Consider the following 13,385-nt stretch of genomic DNA (forward strand, 5'->3'; position numbering starts at 1 on the left):
ATATACATTCCCGTTATGACAACAATATCCAAAGTAGCAATTGTTACCGGCGCCGGTCAGGGCATCGGATTCGAAATCTGCCGGCAACTGACGGTAGCCGGCATCGCTGTTATCCTAAATGATGTAGACGCACAACTGGCCGCGCAAGCAGCCAACACCATTACTGAAGAAAACGGCCGCTGTATTGCCTTCCCCGGCGACGCCAGCGACGTTACCTTTATTCAGAAAATGGTACATGCTGCCGTCGTGCAATTCGGCAGCCTCGATATTGTAATCGCCAATGCAGGCATCACCCTGTTCGGCGATTTCTTTACCTATACACCGGAAGCCTTCCAGCGTGTGATGCAGGTGAACCTCGCCGGTACGTTTTTCCTGGCACAGGCAGCCGCCAACCAGATGAAAAAACAACAACGTGGCGGCGCTATCCTCTTCACCTCTTCGGTGACCGGACATCAGGCACACAAAGACCTCGCCGCCTATGGCATGAGTAAGGCCGCTCTTGAAATGCTCGCTAAAAATCTGGTGATTGAATTATCGCCGTTTCAGATTACCGTCAATACGATTGCTCCCGGTGCTACGCTGACGGAAAGGACTTTGTCCGAGCCCGGCTATGCCGATACCTGGTCCAGGCTTACACCGATGGGACGGGCGGCCAGCACCGCAGATATCGCGCAGGCGGCGTTGTTCCTGGTATCAGAACAAGCCCGGCATATCACCGGGCAAAGCCTCGTGATCGATGGCGGCTGGACCAGCACCAGCCCTCAACCTTAATACCCTACGGAAATAAGGTCCATCAACTCTTCCGCAGAAAGACGCCCCGACTGATCACTGCCTTCCAGCAGGCGATCGGCCAGATCCCTTTTGCTGTGATGCAGCGCGATGATCTTTTCTTCGATGGTCTGTTTCGCAACCAGCCGGTAAATAGTCACCGGTCTCGTTTGCCCGATACGATGCGCCCTGTCGGAGGCCTGTTCCTCAATGGCAGGGTTCCACCAGGGGTCCAGGTGTACTACATAATCGGCTGCGGTCAGGTTCAGTCCTACCCCGCCGGCTTTGAGGCTGATCAGGAACAGCTGTCCCCTGCCGGACTGAAAATCACGTACCAGCCGTTCCCGTTGCGGTATAGGCGTGGCGCCATCCAGGTACAGGCAGTCGATGCCCCGCTGTTCCAGCGCCGTTTTTACCAATTCCAGGTGGCGGACAAACTGGCTGAACACCAGCGCACGGTGGTTATTGGAAATCAACTCCTGTACTATTTCCAGGAAGACATTCAGTTTGGAAGAGGTGATACCGCTTTCGCCATCCACCAGCTGCGGGTGACAGGCAGCCATGCGTAAACGGCTGATCTCTGCCAGCGCCTTCATCTGGCGGCGGCCCAGGTTCTCTTCGGGCACCGCCAGCGCTTCTATTGCTTTACGGCGTATCGCTTCATAAAACGACATTTCCTCGTGAGACAGCTCCACCAACCGCGTAATCTCGGTTTTAGAAGGCAACTCTTCCAGCACGGCTGTTTTGGTACGCCGCAGCAGGAAAGGCGCCAGCAGCCGGCGCAAATGCTGCTTCACCGTACTCTCCGGGTTGCGGACACTGGGAAATACAAACTGCTCGTTAAAATGATCGAGGGAACCGAGTAACCCGGGATTGAGGAAGTTAAAGAGGTTCCAGATCTCGCCCATATGGTTTTGTATAGGCGTACCCGTTAGCATCAGGCGGAAATCGGCCTGAAGGGCCATGGCCGCCTTGGAAGTCTTGGTTTGATAGTTTTTGATGGTATGGGCTTCGTCCAGCACGGCGGTACTCCAATGCGCACCGGCAAACAATTGCGCTTCTGCTTGCAGGATACCGTAAGTGGTCACCACCACATCGAAGGCGCCGGCGTTTTTAATCAGTGCAGCGCGTTTGCCGGGTTGTAACTCCACAATATTAAGCGAAGGTGCAAAACGGCTCAGTTCATTGACCCAGTTGGGCAATACCGAAGCAGGACTCACCACCAGCGCCGGACCATCAGCCGCACGGTAGAGCAATAACGCTATCGCCTGTACGGTTTTACCCAACCCCATGTCATCAGCGAGGCAGGCGCCGGCTCCCCAGGCGGCCAGGTGGGCCATCCAGCGGAAACCTTCTTCCTGGTAGGGGCGCAGCGTGGTCTGCAGGGTGACCGGTATTTCCGGGTGCAGGTCCATGGCCGTATCACGTTTATGGATAAACGCACGCCAGGCTTCGTCCACTTCCGCCTGACCGGCCTGCAGCAACAGATCGTCGAGCATGGAAGCGGCATAACGGGGAATACTCAGTCCCTGCGGCCCTTGTATGGCAATGTCTGCCAGTTCGTTGAGCCGTTTGCGTAAGTCCGCCGTGAGGGACAGGAATTCGCCATTATCCAGCGCCAGGAAACGTTTTTTGACGATACGTTTAGTGTCAAGCAGTTCGCGGAAGGTGAGGACAAGGTTTTCATCCACACGGATCTCCCCATCGCACAGGAACCAATGTCCTTTTTCTTTCAGCGACAAGGCCACATGAGAGAAATTAACCTGGTCTTTCACATGATAACGTTCACCCTCCGGCCATTCGGCACGCACCAGGTCAGGATGGGCATGTATCAGGTCCAGCAGTTCCAGGCAGTCTGCCGGGTCTTCGAACACCAGGGTATCGGCCACCAGTTCCTGGGGTACGATCTGCTGAATCAGTTCCAGCAACCTTGTTTCATTGGCTTTTTCTTCTTCGAGGTTACGGTTGGCCTGCCAGCGTTCGCCGTTACTGATGCCGATGATGTGGGCGGCGCCTGCACCTGCCTTACAATAGGGCGGATCTATGGTGAAAGGTTTCACAAACAGTCCCGCCTTGATACCGGCGCCAAAAGGCAATAACTGTATCACGATACGGGCATCGCCCTCCCGTTTGCGGATATTGAGTGAACCATCGCCCAGTTCGGAGTGTACGGTGAGGTGGGCGCCGATGCTTTTCAGTACCTGCATCAGCTTCTCCCGTCCTTCTGCAGGAACCACAGGCACCTGCGCCAGTGTTTGCAGCACTTTACGTTGCTGTGGCGTAAGCCGGATAATCTTCAGGCGTGTAGGCGTCTCCTTTACAAATACCAGCTCGCTGCTATAATCATTGATGTTGACAGTAAACGTATAGCCTTTCCCGTTAAAGTTTACCAGCAACTCCGGCGTACCTTTTACGATCTCCACGGGAACAGCAGGGTTATCTTCCAGGAAAAGGTAGGGATGCCCTGCCAGCTCTTCCCATACACGGCTATCGAAGGAAAAAGCTTCTCCGTCGTGGTTATAGAAATGATCTTTTTGTATCGTGGTGCTGATACGCTGGTCCTGGTCGGTCATCGCTTCGGCCCTGCCTTCCTTAAGTTTTTTCAGCGGCACATTACGGCCGGCGCTCCAGCTACCATCGGGATTAGCCGTTTGTGCAACAGGCTGCAGCTTATAATGATCAAAATCCACCAGGTAGATCAGCCGGTGCACCGGCACCGGTTTTGCCTTACCGCCGGCATCGTCGGGCGTGAGCAGCGTATTGAGCAACCGTTCCCAGTCTGCCGTGAGCCTTATCTGCGACAGCACCGGTTCATAACGGATCACCGCACCAGCGGCAGTAAAAGCGGGTGCGTAGCCGGCATAACCCGCATCGCGGAAGAGGTATAAATATTCGTAGGTGAGTAACCGGTAGTGGTGTTCCATACCGCGGCGCAACAGTACATCTGCCTGCACCCGGAAAGTGATCAGCAGTTTGCTGCGGGGATGCAGCAACTGCAAGGCGATCACGGACAGGTAACTTAACAGCGGCTGTTCATTGCGTTCCAGCAATAGCAGCAACAGACTCTCCGCTTTTTCTTTTCTGCCGGCGTGCAGGTGCAGCAGGCAGATAGCGGGTGTAACAGCGGGAAATATTTTTCGTTCATAGGCTGTCAGCAATTTTTGTATAACCGGGTTGCTTTTTTCTCCTGGCAGCAAAGTCAATGTGAGCGCATAGTAAAAGGCAAACAACGGAGATACAGGCAACGTATTTTTTTTATCCTGCTGCCGTTGCCGTTTAATGCCTTTATCAAATGCGATCAGTGCCGCCGCCGGATTGCCTTCGTACAAGGTAACCAGCGCTTTCCCAAACAGTTCATCGGCGCTGGCATCTCCCAAAGGCGTATGCAAATCGCCCTGTAACAATTGCAACTCAGGGAAACGGGCATCGCTGCGTGTTTGTAAAGCCAGCAGCTCCTCCATGGGCGGCAGTTGCAGCAGATGGTATTTAATGGCAAAAGAAAAGATGTTGTCCATTGCCGGTTCGGAAAATAGTTTCAGCAATCCGTCGTAGGCGGGAAAGAACAACAGATAGGATAACCAGGGTTGATATTCGTTCAGCTCCAGTTCCATCCGGCGTATAGGCGGCGCCAGCAGGTAACGGTCGCCGGTAAACCAGGCTACCAGCAGCTGTTGCAGTTCCTGTAACCTTGCACTCACTGAGTAAAAGGCATGTACCGCTCTACCGGTGCGGTCTACCACCGGCTGGTATTCCGGCCGGACAATATTGAGCGGCAACAGTTGAAAACTTAACGCAGGCGGCAGGTTATAGTGGCCGTTCACATTCATCTGCAACAGTTCCTGCTCCCGCAGGTCGAGCAGGATATCTTCCAGCTCGGGGCGTGGCAGGGAAGTAAGCAGATTGACCGCATCAAACAACGTGTGTTTGTCTAACGGGTACAGATATATGGAGAGCACGTCTATCACCAGTTGCACGGCATCGTGCCGGGATTGATAACGCTGCAGATACCAGGCTTCATTGATCATACCGCCAAAAATAGCGGTTTTCAGGACATAACGGACACGCCTTTGGCTTTGAATTGTGCAGCCACCGTTGCAGGTAGCTGCCTGTCTGTAACGAGGTAATCAAACAGACTGAGCGGAGCGTATTTCAGGTAGCTGTCTTTCCCTATTTTGCCGGAATCACAGAGCAGGTATACCGTATCTGCCTGGCCCGCCATGGCTTTGCTGATGGAGGCTTCCTTTTCGCTGAAGGCGGTCAGACCGTTTTTCAGCGACAGGCCATCCGTACCAATAAAGGCTTTGACGCCATGATAACTTTCAATATGTAATAAAGCCCGTTGCCCGTGCATGGCTTTTCGTTCCGGGTCTACTTCGCCGCCTATCAGGTTAATGGTGATCTGGTCACAGTCCATCAACGCCGCCAGTACCGGCAGCGAATTGGTGATTACCCGCAGCGGGCCTGTTTTCCGCAAGTGCCGGCACATCGCAAACACCGTACTGCCACAGTCCAGGAAAATAGTATCTCCCGGCTTTACCTGCGCTGCCGCCAGTTTTCCGATATGCTGCTTATGCTCCTGCCCTACGCCGGCTTTATCTGCAAATGCAGTAAACGGATGCAGGGCAGGCGCTTTCATGGCGCCGCCATGAGTACGTACCAGCAGCCCTTCTTCCGCCAGCTGCTGCAGGTCACGCCGGATCGTGATCGCCGAAATACCCAATGCATCTGCAATCTCCTGTACCTCCCTGTTATCATGCTGGTCCAGCAGTTTTAATATTTTTTGTTTTCGCTCCGGAAATCCCATTTTTTATTTACTTTTGATCAAAACAATCAAATTCGATCAAATATAATCATTTTTATGACACCCGAAGTAAAAATCATTGACACGACTGTATTGTCCAACAATTGGTATACCCTGAAAAAGGTGACCTATGACTACCGGAAAAGGAACGGCGACTGGGAACGGCAATCCCGTGAAGCCTATGACCGTGGCAACGGCGCAGTGATCCTGTTATACAACAAAGCACAACAAACGGTGATCCTCACGCGTCAGTTCAGGATGCCCACCTATATTAACGGCAATCCTGACGGCATGTTGATAGAAGCCTGTGCCGGCCTGCTGGAGAAAGTCAATCCGGAGGAATGTATACGCCGGGAAGCGGAAGAAGAAACCGGTTACCGGATTACCGATGTTAAAAAGATATTTGAAGCGTATATGTCGCCCGGCTCCGTGACGGAGATACTGTACTTTTTTGTGGCCGCCTACGACGATAGTATGAAAGTAACCGATGGCGGCGGACTGGAACATGAGCAGGAAGAAATAGAAGTCCTGAAAATACCTTTTACGGAAGCCCTGCAGATGGTCGCAGACGGCCGCATCCGCGATGCCAAAACAATCATGCTGTTGCAATATGCACAATTACATCAGTTGCTCTGACTTTAGTATCTTTAGGATGCCGGTATCAAAACGGCCTGCTCCATGCAATACCAGACCTTCCAGCCATCAGCCAGGTTTCGCGGTATCGTGAGATCGTACTGGATATTGGAGAGTGATGAGCCATACACACATCACTCCATGGCCGATATGTGCCCGGAACTGTTATTCCATTACAACGGACGATTTGATGAATTACTGTCCGGCGGCGCCCGTGAAGCCTCCTTTACGGCCGGCATCCACGGACAATGCTGTACCACCCGCAAATTTAATATCAACCAGGGCTTCGGCATGTTTGGGGTGTATCTTTATCCACAGGCCATCCCCCTGCTTTTTAATATTCCTGCCAGCGAATTAACCAACCAGATGCCAGACCTGACCACCATATTGGCCGGTATTGGTCAACAGCTGGAAGAAAAAATTGCCCTGGCAGGTAACCATCCGCACAGGATTCGTATACTGGAAGATTTTTTCGCGCAACGGTTGTCCGGGCAGGACAATATACAACCACCGGTATTCGAGGCTATACGGACCATCATCCAGCGCCAGGGCGCGATATCCGTCAAACAACTGGCGCAGGACCACTACCTCTCTACCCGGCAATTTGAACGGCAGTTCATGCAATACGCCGGTTTGAGTCCTAAAATGTTTTCCCGTATTGCCCGTTTTCACGCCGCGATCAAACAATACGGCCCTGATGCGCCATCCCTCACACAGATAGCGCTGGAATGCGGTTATTACGACCAGTCTCACTTCATCCACGATTTCAGGGCGTTTTCCGGGGAGCATCCCAAAGCATATTTCTCCGGCCGCTCCGGTGCTACCGCCTGGATGGACTAAAATGTCGCGTTTTTCCAATTTCCGCAACAGCAGTCAGACTAGCTTCGCAGTATTGTTTCACTTTAATACTTTATTACAATGAAGATTCCAGCAGGCCATCACACCGTTATGCCTTATCTCATGCTCGACAATGCAGCCGGCTTCCTGACCTTTGCGCAACAGGTATTTCAGGCCAAACTCAGTCATCATTCCCTGCATGACGACGGAATGGTACGTCATGCTGAGCTACAGATCGGCGACAGCACGCTGATGATCAGCAGTGGACGTGACCCATGGAAACCCCAGCCAGGACAACTGTTTATTTATGTGGAAGACGCTGACGCCAGCTACCAGGCAGCCCTTGACCACGGCGCCACGGTGGTCATGGAAGTAGCCGATCAATCCTATGGCAGAAGTGGCGGAGTAAAAGACCCCTGTGGCAATACCTGGTGGATCACCTCCGTGAAATAACGGTCTAGCGTAAACGTTTTCCGAGCGCTATCACTTTTTGTATACCTTTTTCTTTACCACCCGGCTTCATGAACTTAACAGGGGCTATGTATGTAGTCCCTGTTATTTTGATACCACAAAAACGCAGGGTCATGCTACGGAACGCGCGCATACCCGCAGAACCGTAATACAGCGTATGAAACCACACCGGCGTATCCATGGTGCAAATGATGCGGGAGGTTTTGCCTTTGAGTTTTTTCTCTACCAGCATACTGTTGGGTATATTACCGAATGCCAGTCCCGGTAGAAAAAGACGGTCGATGAAACCTTTGGTCAATGCCGGCAGAAAGCCCCACCACATGGGGAAAATCCAAACGATATGTTCAGCCGCCAGTATTTTTTGCCAGGCATCCAGCAGATCGGGTTCCAATTCCATTCTTTTACGGTAACCATAGCGCAGATTAGGATCAAACTGCAATGATCCAAGGTGGATTTCCGTTATATCGGCGCCGGCTTCCAGCGCGGCGGATTTATAAGCCTCGTGTAATTCGTAGTTGTAACTTTCACGGTCAGGGTGACCGTTGATGATCAATATCTTTTTCATGCCTGCAAAGCTAGCAGTGGCGCAGCTGCCGGCACTGAACAAATGTTAATTTTTTCGCAGACGGCTCAGGTGTTGCGGGGTGATGCCTAAATAGGAAGCCAGGTATTGCAGCGGCACCTGTTGTATCATACGCGGGTGTTTACGGACCATTTCATCGTAGCGTTCTTTGGCCGTGTATTGCTGAAAAGAACGGGTACGTTGTTCCATCATCACAAACTCCTGTTCTCCGAAAATCCGTCCGGTATTGGCCCAGCGGATATTCTGTTCATATAACCGGTACAGGTCATCCCGGTCCAGTACTGCCAACTCACAATCTGTAATGGCCTGTATATTTTCAAATGCCGGCGCACCGGTGATCAGGCTGGAATAGGCAGTCACCAGTTGCCCTTCAAACATAATACAATCGGTAATTTCCTCTCCATTATCCTTTACATAAAAAGAGCGCAGGATACCTTTGCGCAGCAAAGCCAACTGCCGGCACACATTTCCTTCCCGGATAAAATAATCCTGTTTCTCCAGCTGTACGGTTTTCATGAGCTGTTGCAGCTGGTCCCTATCGGCTTGTGTTAACTGTGATTGTTCGAAAATATCCATACCAGGCAAAGTTCTGTCTTTTTTGGGTGATAAAGAAACCTCGCGGATATTAAGTTACCTGGGAGATGCCGCCGCTTTTCTGAGCTGTTGCAAACATTTATACTTTTGATTATCGGCAGTATGTTTGTTTTTCCAGCCCATTTTTGCCGCCAGTCGCGCCATAGGTTGCTGATAAAAGAAGAGAGCCTTTAAAATTCGTTTACAGTTCACCGTTATACGTTCCAGCCAGCTTTGTACCTGCGTTGCAGCCGGCTGTTCGGGGAAGAAGTCGGGCGTACCGGTTTCTTCCGGCAGGGCTGCTTCGCCCGGCAGCAGGAGACGGTTATCCCGCAGACGTTTGCTCCAATGATTGCGGGCGATAGCATAGAGGTATGTTTTCAGGGAGGCTGTCAGGGTAAAATCAGGAGATTGTATTTTCTGCACCAGTACCAGCATGGTTTCCTGGAACACATCTTCCGCATCTGCCGTATGACCGCCGTGTTGCTGTACATAGGCGGCTATCACCGGGAAGTATTGCCGATATATAGCTACTGTAGCGTGGTGACTGCCCGCTTTCAGTTCCGATATCAGTTCCCGGTCAGTATAGGTTGTCATACAAAAAGTTTAGTCAGCCGTTAATACCTTAAAAACCGGATAATCACCCAACCCGTTGAAATTTATTTTCATGCTCCAGTAACCATTGTTTGCGCCAGATACCACCGCCGTAGCCGGTCAGATCCCTATTGCCTCCCACAATACGGTGACAGGGCACGATAATGGAGATACGGTTCATACCATTGGCATGGCCTACCGCGCGAACCGCCGCCGGCCGTTGCAACAGCACAGCCTGTTGTTTGTAGGTGCGTACATCTCCATAGGGCACAGTAAGTAACAGTTCCCATACCGCCTGCTGGAAGGCTGTTCCCGGCATATGCAATGGCACCGTAAACGTATGCAGGGTACCAGTGAAGTAGGCGTCCAGCTCCTGTTGCAACCGTGTAAAATGAGGATGATTCTCCGCTATAATGGTTGCTTTCAGCTGTTTGCGCAGCGAAGCCCATTGTGCGTCCATGATTTTCCGCTCCATAAATTCCAGCAGGCAGATACCTTCATCCGTGGCACCGGCCATCATAGGTCCGAGGGGCGTTTCCAGCTGTGTTTGATAAATTTTCTTCATGGTGATACCGGGCAATATCGGGCATTTAGCCGATATCGGAAAAAACAAGGGACAGGCGGTGGTCATCTCCCGAAAAAAAGAACAAAAAGGGCCCCTGCCGGCAGTTGGCAGAGACCCGTGGTCACACGCCGGATAATCTTTATTGCACTTTTACGGCATATGCTTTACCATAGGTCAGTTTTCGCCATATCCATTCCACCGGGCCAAAGCGGAAGTGACTCATCCACCAGGTGCTGACAGTAAGTTGGATTCCTAATACCATCAACCAGATGAGTATATACATCGTGGGGCTGGCATAGCCATACAGTCCTCCGCCGAAGCTGTAATAAATCCAGACACAGGTAACAGATTGCAGGAGATAGTTGGTTGCCGCCATTCTGCCGGCAGCCTGGAAGGGCCGCATCCATTGCTGCCAGGAGTTGCGCTGCAACAGGCGGGTAAGCGTAGCGATATAAAAGATACTGACAGCCGGACTGGCAATATAGGTATCGATCATCATGATATAGTCGTCCAGCGCGCTGCCAAGATGCGCATGACCAGCCCACAGCACTCCGATTACCAGCGGCCATCCGATCACAGCGCTCCATAGCTGTATTTTCCGTATCAGCGGAGCATAAGCCTCCGGCTGACGGAAGAATCCTCTTTTACCGGCATAGGCGCCCAACAGGAACATGGCCAGCATCATAGGCGTTTCAAACAGGTATCCCATACGCGCGGCATTCAGGTCGGCAGCGTTTTGTGACCATAGTTGACGAAGTGTACCAGAGCGGTATACCTCGATGGCTTTATAACCCAAATCCTTATACGAAGCAGCGTCCGTATAAAAGTCAGGCCCCATCATCACCCCGAGGGCAATAAACAGCGTTACCGGTACCAGCAGCAGTCCCAGTGCCCATTTCAACAGTGCCGGAGGAGACATTTTCCTAAAAAAAAGCAGTAATATACCCAGTACGCTATAAAAACACAGTACATCGCCAAACCAGATCAGGTAGGCATGTATCCAGCCGATACCCAGCAGCACCAGCAGCCGGCGGAGGAAGAGGCGTACCGGCGGCAGTCCTTTCTTTTCCGCACTTTGCAGAAAAAGGATAAAGCCCAGGCCAAAGAGAAAAGAGAACATGGATACAAACTTGCCTTCCGCAAAGAAACCGACCATCCCTTCCACTATTTTATCGGGCGCACTGGTCCACACATCTGTAGCATTGAGGTAAAGCGCGGGGAAAGCAAAAAGTCCCATGTTGACCAACAGGATACCACCCAGGGCGACACCCCTGATGGCGTCCAGCGCGTCTATACGACGGTTGGCAGGTGATGGTTGGGCGGGTACAAACGGCTGCATAAATCATGTTTTTTATTTGAACGCAGCAAAGTTGAGAAACAAACAGCAGCCGGCATTTGACATATATCAAATAATTATCCCTTTGCACGGATACGGCTGAGGGTTTCCAGCGTGATGCCCAGGTAGGAAGCAATATGGCTCAGCTGCACCTTGCGGACGATCTCCGGATAACGTGCCAGCAATTGTTCATAACGTTCTTTCGCCGTAGCAAACTGCAGACTGGCCAATCGTTCCTCCAGCCAGATCGCATAAGATTCCGCGCTGAGGGTCCAGATTTTTTCCAGTACCGGGAAACGTTCCCGCAGGACCATTAGTTTTTCCACAGAGATTTCTTCCACCAGCGTATCTTCCAGCACCTCAAATGTTTCCGGGCTGGGTGTTTGCCGGGTAGCACTTTCCAGCGACATCACCATATCGTCCGCAAAATTAAAAGAGGTGGTAATATCACGTCCGTCTTTGATGTAATACCCTCTTACCACACCGGAAAGGATCGAATAGGAGTAGCGGCACACCTGCCCCTGTTGCAGCAGTATGTCCCCTTTTTTAAACTGCTTTTGCTGTACCGCCTCATAGTAGGCGTTACGCAGGGTTTCATCCTGAAAAGCAGTAGTGAGTAATTCCGCTATAATGGCTTCCTGGTGTTTCATGGTCCGTTTTTCCGTTCATCAATAAAGGTAATACTATCATAACGCAGAAATGGGCGTATCCCTCTCTTTTTCATGTTGATTTACGGCAATTATGCTACCCTTGCCACCGGATGATCCCTTAATATTGTTTATCTTACAGCTATATTAACATTCCCTGCACATGCACCACTCCACTACCCACCTGTCCGCATCTGTCACCGTCCACGCACCCATTCAAAAAATATGGGACTACTGGACCGCACCGGAACATATCCTGCGCTGGAACAATCCTTCCGATGAATGGAAAACCACCAGTGTAGAAAACGATGTCCGCACAGGCGGAAAATTCCGTTACGTTATGGAAACAAACGACGGCGGCGGATTCACTTTCGAAGGTCAGTATGACGAAGTGATACCCTTCGAAAAATTAAGCAGCGTTCATCCCAACGGCAGAAAAACCGTCAATACCTTCAGCGTTACCGCCGACGGCGTTACCATCACTGAAATATTTGAACCCGAAGCAGGTGTACCCGCAGCAGACCAACAGGCTTTTTGCGCCGGCGTACTCAAACAGTTCGGGGATTATGTCGCGCGGCATTAACCAACATAAAACGGGACGGCATCATCCGCAGTCCCGTCCATTCTCCCCCGAAAACACTATCTTCGCCGTTATGATTTGAAATTGTGTGTTAACGCTATGGAATACAACATCAACGGCAGAACATATACCTATATCGCTGACATAAAGGACAATACCCCCGTCCGGCTTAGCTTTGACCAGCTTTCCAACAGCACCTTCCACCTCAGCTTTGAGCCCTGGTACCAGGATGGTTACTGGGATCATACCTGTATCCCTTATGTACTCCTGGATAGCGACACCGTTGTAGCCAATGCCACCGTTAATATACTGCCCGTACGCTGGCAGGAGCAGCAGCAAAACTGGCTGCAGCTCGGCACCGTGATGACACATCCGGACTACCGCCGCCAGGGCCTCTCCCGATGGCTGATGAATAAAATCCTGGAAGAATGGCAAGGAAAATACGACACCATGATGCTTTTTGCCAATAAAAGGGTACCCGACTTCTATCCCAAATTCGGATTTGCACCGGCAGCAGAATACCAATACATTACCCGGCAGTTATTACCTCAACCTGCCAAAGTACGGCAGCTGGATATGGATAACGCGGCCGACAGGGAACTGCTACTACAGAAATATGCACAGACCAACCCGTTTGCAGCGCTCACTGTAACCGGCAATCCCGGTCTGCTGATGTTCTATTGCACCCGGTTTTACAAAACCAATGTGTATTACCTGGAAGAATGGGATGTGGTAGCTATCATAGAACAGGAAGAAGGTACCCTGACCTGTCATGATATATTCGGGAACACCAGCCAGTCGCTGCACCGCATTTTATCCGCCCTGACGGACAATAACACCCGACAGGTGAACCTTGGTTTTACACCCGGGGCCACCACCGGTTTCACCATGCAACCGCTGAAAGATGATGATCTCACGTTGTTTGTACTGGATAAAAAAGAAAATGTTTTTGCTACCCATCAGTTAATGATGCCAACATTGTCACATACATAAATAC

14 protein-coding genes are annotated in these 13,385 nt (G+C 51.3%); 6 read left to right on the forward strand and 8 right to left on the reverse strand.

The genetic code is table 11. The features are described 5' to 3' along the window. Window positions 1–15: 15 nt before the first annotated feature. On the forward strand, window positions 16–771 hold the full coding sequence (locus ICL07_RS15460; RefSeq protein WP_188088934.1) for an SDR family NAD(P)-dependent oxidoreductase: 756 nt from the start codon (window positions 16–18) through the stop codon (window positions 769–771). Here the strand turns inward: ICL07_RS15460 and ICL07_RS15465 are convergent. Together ICL07_RS15465 and ICL07_RS15470 are read right to left on the reverse strand one after the other, a co-directional pair. Next, a complete protein-coding gene (locus tag ICL07_RS15465; protein WP_188088935.1) occupies window positions 768–4,793 on the reverse strand; it encodes a DEAD/DEAH box helicase in 4,026 nt (1,341 codons plus the stop codon). The two genes, ICL07_RS15460 and ICL07_RS15465, sit on opposite strands and share 4 nt — an antisense overlap. A 20-nt stretch (window positions 4,794–4,813) precedes the next feature. Then, window positions 4,814–5,572, reverse strand: coding sequence for a DeoR/GlpR family DNA-binding transcription regulator (locus tag ICL07_RS15470; protein WP_188088936.1), 759 nt, complete (start codon window positions 5,570–5,572; stop codon window positions 4,814–4,816). Between the two features lie 54 nt (window positions 5,573–5,626). Between ICL07_RS15470 and nudK the strand changes: the two genes are divergently transcribed. The 3 genes from nudK (at window position 5,627) to ICL07_RS15485 (ending at window position 7,492) form a co-directional block, all read left to right on the forward strand. Beyond that, window positions 5,627–6,205: a GDP-mannose pyrophosphatase NudK gene (gene nudK / locus ICL07_RS15475; protein ID WP_188088937.1), complete on the forward strand. Its 579-nt coding sequence runs from the start codon at window positions 5,627–5,629 to the stop codon at window positions 6,203–6,205. 42 nt (window positions 6,206–6,247) lie between these two features. Next, window positions 6,248–7,042 (forward strand): helix-turn-helix domain-containing protein, encoded by a 795-nt coding sequence (locus ICL07_RS15480; protein ID WP_188088938.1) that lies wholly within the window; start codon window positions 6,248–6,250, stop codon window positions 7,040–7,042. Between the two features lie 78 nt (window positions 7,043–7,120). Then, window positions 7,121–7,492, forward strand: coding sequence for a VOC family protein (locus tag ICL07_RS15485; protein WP_188088939.1), 372 nt, complete (start codon window positions 7,121–7,123; stop codon window positions 7,490–7,492). A 4-nt stretch (window positions 7,493–7,496) separates the two neighbouring features. Here the strand turns inward: ICL07_RS15485 and ICL07_RS15490 are convergent, their stop codons facing one another. The 6 genes from ICL07_RS15490 to ICL07_RS15515 all read right to left on the reverse strand — a co-directional run bounded on the left by ICL07_RS15490 (window position 7,497) and on the right by ICL07_RS15515 (window position 11,811). After that, window positions 7,497–8,075 carry an NAD(P)H-dependent oxidoreductase gene (locus ICL07_RS15490; RefSeq protein WP_188088940.1) on the reverse strand — a complete coding sequence of 193 codons (579 nt, stop codon included), beginning with the start codon at window positions 8,073–8,075 and terminating at the stop codon, window positions 7,497–7,499. Window positions 8,076–8,120: 45 nt separating this feature from the next. Then, window positions 8,121–8,669, reverse strand: a complete 549-nt coding sequence (locus tag ICL07_RS15495; RefSeq protein ID WP_188088941.1) for a Crp/Fnr family transcriptional regulator — start codon at window positions 8,667–8,669, stop codon at window positions 8,121–8,123. Window positions 8,670–8,723: 54 nt separating this feature from the next. Beyond that, complete coding sequence (locus tag ICL07_RS15500) at window positions 8,724–9,263, reverse strand: RNA polymerase sigma factor (RefSeq protein WP_188088942.1); 540 nt, start codon at window positions 9,261–9,263, stop codon at window positions 8,724–8,726. 43 nt (window positions 9,264–9,306) lie between these two features. Next, a complete protein-coding gene (locus ICL07_RS15505; RefSeq protein ID WP_188088943.1) occupies window positions 9,307–9,825 on the reverse strand; it encodes a methylated-DNA--[protein]-cysteine S-methyltransferase in 519 nt (172 codons plus the stop codon). A 139-nt stretch (window positions 9,826–9,964) separates the two neighbouring features. Further along, the gene (locus tag ICL07_RS15510) at window positions 9,965–11,164 is read right to left on the reverse strand and encodes a DUF418 domain-containing protein (RefSeq protein WP_188088944.1); all 1,200 of its coding nucleotides are present in this window, start codon (window positions 11,162–11,164) and stop codon (window positions 9,965–9,967) included. A gap of 74 nt (window positions 11,165–11,238) precedes the next feature. Next, the gene (locus tag ICL07_RS15515) at window positions 11,239–11,811 is read right to left on the reverse strand and encodes a Crp/Fnr family transcriptional regulator (RefSeq protein WP_188088945.1); all 573 of its coding nucleotides are present in this window, start codon (window positions 11,809–11,811) and stop codon (window positions 11,239–11,241) included. A 160-nt stretch (window positions 11,812–11,971) separates the two neighbouring features. On the opposite strand from ICL07_RS15515, the gene ICL07_RS15520 reads away from it, so the two are divergent. After that, window positions 11,972–12,391, forward strand: coding sequence for an SRPBCC domain-containing protein (locus tag ICL07_RS15520; RefSeq protein ID WP_188088946.1), 420 nt, complete (start codon window positions 11,972–11,974; stop codon window positions 12,389–12,391). A gap of 96 nt (window positions 12,392–12,487) precedes the next feature. Further along, window positions 12,488–13,381 (forward strand): GNAT family N-acetyltransferase, encoded by an 894-nt coding sequence (locus ICL07_RS15525; protein ID WP_188088947.1) that lies wholly within the window; start codon window positions 12,488–12,490, stop codon window positions 13,379–13,381. The last annotated feature ends 4 nt before the right edge of the window (window positions 13,382–13,385 follow it).

The organism is Chitinophaga qingshengii, assembly GCF_014529935.1.
GTDB classification, from domain to species: domain Bacteria; phylum Bacteroidota; class Bacteroidia; order Chitinophagales; family Chitinophagaceae; genus Chitinophaga; species Chitinophaga qingshengii.

Coding starts and splice junctions, on each gene's coding strand:
- ICL07_RS15460 (WP_188088934.1), top strand. CDS start 16: ATGACAACAATATCCAAAGTAGCAATTGTTACCGGCGCCGGTCAGGGC.
- ICL07_RS15465 (WP_188088935.1), bottom strand. CDS start 4,793: ATGATCAATGAAGCCTGGTATCTGCAGCGTTATCAATCCCGGCACGAT.
- ICL07_RS15470 (WP_188088936.1), bottom strand. CDS start 5,572: ATGGGATTTCCGGAGCGAAAACAAAAAATATTAAAACTGCTGGACCAG.
- nudK (WP_188088937.1), top strand. CDS start 5,627: ATGACACCCGAAGTAAAAATCATTGACACGACTGTATTGTCCAACAAT.
- ICL07_RS15480 (WP_188088938.1), top strand. CDS start 6,248: ATGCAATACCAGACCTTCCAGCCATCAGCCAGGTTTCGCGGTATCGTG.
- ICL07_RS15485 (WP_188088939.1), top strand. CDS start 7,121: ATGAAGATTCCAGCAGGCCATCACACCGTTATGCCTTATCTCATGCTC.
- ICL07_RS15490 (WP_188088940.1), bottom strand. CDS start 8,075: ATGAAAAAGATATTGATCATCAACGGTCACCCTGACCGTGAAAGTTAC.
- ICL07_RS15495 (WP_188088941.1), bottom strand. CDS start 8,669: ATGGATATTTTCGAACAATCACAGTTAACACAAGCCGATAGGGACCAG.
- ICL07_RS15500 (WP_188088942.1), bottom strand. CDS start 9,263: ATGACAACCTATACTGACCGGGAACTGATATCGGAACTGAAAGCGGGC.
- ICL07_RS15505 (WP_188088943.1), bottom strand. CDS start 9,825: ATGAAGAAAATTTATCAAACACAGCTGGAAACGCCCCTCGGACCTATG.
- ICL07_RS15510 (WP_188088944.1), bottom strand. CDS start 11,164: ATGCAGCCGTTTGTACCCGCCCAACCATCACCTGCCAACCGTCGTATA.
- ICL07_RS15515 (WP_188088945.1), bottom strand. CDS start 11,811: ATGAAACACCAGGAAGCCATTATAGCGGAATTACTCACTACTGCTTTT.
- ICL07_RS15520 (WP_188088946.1), top strand. CDS start 11,972: ATGCACCACTCCACTACCCACCTGTCCGCATCTGTCACCGTCCACGCA.
- ICL07_RS15525 (WP_188088947.1), top strand. CDS start 12,488: ATGGAATACAACATCAACGGCAGAACATATACCTATATCGCTGACATA.